The 2,465-nt window shown below is 62.4% G+C and carries 2 protein-coding genes; both read left to right on the top strand.

Annotated elements, in window-relative coordinates; genetic code table 11:
- The first annotated feature begins 159 nt into the window (after window positions 1-159).
- Window positions 160-1,611, top strand: a complete 1,452-nt coding sequence (istA, locus tag DMP05_RS09590; RefSeq protein ID WP_244595125.1) for an IS21 family transposase — start codon at window positions 160-162, stop codon at window positions 1,609-1,611.
- Window positions 1,612-1,613: 2 nt separating this feature from the next.
- Window positions 1,614-2,378 (top strand): IS21-like element helper ATPase IstB, encoded by a 765-nt coding sequence (gene istB / locus DMP05_RS09585; RefSeq protein WP_230205501.1) that lies wholly within the window; start codon window positions 1,614-1,616, stop codon window positions 2,376-2,378.
- Window positions 2,379-2,465: the final 87 nt, after the last annotated feature.

Here is a 2,465-nt window from a genome sequence, read left to right as displayed (position 1 = left end):
GATAGCTTTTATTTTTAGGAAATCACGAGATAAAAGTTTCGGGTTTCACGACGATTGTTTCGCCTCATAAGCAAAGGCGCCGACCACCTCCAACGGATGGCCTAACTTAGTCATTGCTTCGGTAATCGACTCAAGGAGGCCGGAAAGGAAATGATCGGCATGTCAACTATTCTAGCAATCAAGCAGCGCGCTGCCCGTGGCGACAGCGTCGCCCAGATAGCCAGGGAGGAGGGAATCTCCGAGCCCACGGTGCGCAAATACCGCGACATGGACGACTTCTCCCCTCAGGTCAAGCCCAGGAAGAGGCGCGGTTCGAAGCTTGACCCGTTCAAGGCGACGATAGATCGTTGGCTTGCGGAGGACAGGAAGCGGCGCCCCAAGCAGCGACACACGGCCCAGCGGGTATTCGACCGGCTCGTCGCGGAATGCGGCTACGACGGCAGCTACACAATCGTCCAGGCCTACGTCAAGAAGCGCAAAGCCGAGCTCAAAGGCGCCAAAGACGAGTTCCTCAACCTCGAATGGGCGCCCGGCGAGGGGCAGGTCGACTTCGGCGTGTGCGACTTCAGGGTGCTGGGCGTCATGCGCGAGGTGCACTACCTGGTGGTCACCTTCCCGTTCTCCAACGTGTCGCTGGCGCAATGCTTCTGGGGCGAGACGTCGGAATGCGTCTGCGAGGGCCTGAAGGCCGTGTTCGAGTTCTGCGGGGGCGTGCCCACCCGGTTGGTGTTTGACAACGCCACGGGCGTCGGCAGAAGGGTCGGCCAGGTTGTCAGCACCGCCGACACGTTCACGCGCTTCGCCGCCCACTACGGGTTCGACTTCTCCTTCTGCAACCCCAACTCCGGCCACGAGAAGGGCTCCGTGGAGAATGCCGTCGGGGCCATCCGGCGCAACCTGTTCGTCCCCGTTCCCCGCATCGACAGCCTGCCCGCCTACAACAAGCGGATCCTCGGCAGGTGCCTGGATCGCGCCGGCAAGGACCATTACCTCAAAGGGGAGCCCGAGCGCCAGCTGTTCATGGAGGACTGCGTGGCCATGGCCGACCTGCCGGCGAAGCCCTTCCGCGTCGCGAAGATAGTCACGGCCAAGACCGACAAGTACGGCGACGCGTGCCTCGACGGCAGACACCGCTACCCGCTCGGGCCGGACCACGGCGAGGAGAGGGTGATCGTCGAGCTGGGCGCATTCCGGGTAGCCTTCTACGACGGCGAGGGCACGCAGATCGCCGCCTTCGACCGAGCATACGGGGATGCGCCCACCAAGGCCAGCGACCCCATGTCGCAGCTGGCGCTCCTTTGCAGGAAGCCGGGCGGATGGCAGAACAGCGCCGTCAGGGCGACCTTGCCGAAATCGCTGGCCAGGTCGATGGATTCCATGGGCAGGGCCGACAGGGGCACGATGCTCAGGATGCTTCGCGACGTCAGCGCGGATGCGGGCTACGAGGCCGCGGTAGCGGCGATGGCCGCGCTCGGCGCCGACGGCGGCGTCCCCAGCCGCGCTGACGTCGCATTGGCTGCCGCATGCACGGCGAACGGCCAAGGGTCCATCGCATACGACGACAGCCCCGACCTCGGGATGTACGACGCCGTCTTCGCAAAGGAGGCCTAGCCATGGACATCGAGCAGATGACGAGGGGCCAGATCGAGGCGGAGTTCGCCGCGCTGGCCAGGACCATGTACTTCACCAAGTCGACGATCGCGGCGTTTTCCAAGGATGCCACGCGAGGCCAGCTGGTGGCTGCATGCGAGCTGATCAGGAGCGAGAACGCCACCAGGGAGGAGAACAGGAAGGCAAGGCTCATGAAGCAGGCCAAATTCCCGGCCGTGAAGTCGGTCGCGGACTTCGACTTCGGCGAGGTGTCCTTCCCAGACGGCTACACCGTCGATGACCTGGTGTCATTGGAGTTTGTCCGGCAGGCCCAGGACTTCGTGTTCTACGGAGGATGCGGACGCGGAAAGACCCACCTGTCGATCGCACTGGGCGTGCTGGCGGCCGAGCGGGGCTACAAGGTCAGGTACTTCGAGACCGCGTCGCTGGTGCTGATGCTGAAGGCGGCCGTCGCCGACAACAGGCTCGAGCAGGTGCTTCGCGACATAGCCAAGGCGGACCTGCTGATAATCGACGAGTACGGCTACATCCCGATAGACATCGAGGGCGCTCGGCTGCTCTACCAGGTGATGTCGGCAACGTACGAGACGAGGAGCATGATCGTCACAACCAACATAGAGTTCGGCAAATGGGGCACTGTGCTGGGAGACGCGCACCTGGCCACGGCGACGATTGACAGGATCATGCATCATGGTCGGCTGGTTGAGTTCGGCGGGCAGAGCAGAAGGTTCGAGGAAGCCTTGATGATGGGAAGATCGGACAGTTAGCGAAGAAAGGGTGCGGCACCTTTGCAAAACGGTGAAACCCGAAAGAAATTAGTCGTGAAATCCTAAATTTAGTTGTTGTGAAAAACA

It is taken from the genome of Slackia isoflavoniconvertens, assembly GCF_003725955.1.
GTDB lineage: Bacteria > Actinomycetota > Coriobacteriia > Coriobacteriales > Eggerthellaceae > Slackia > Slackia isoflavoniconvertens.
The sequence above is the reverse complement of the archived record's forward strand: the minus strand, read 5'-3'. Positions and strand labels throughout refer to the sequence as shown.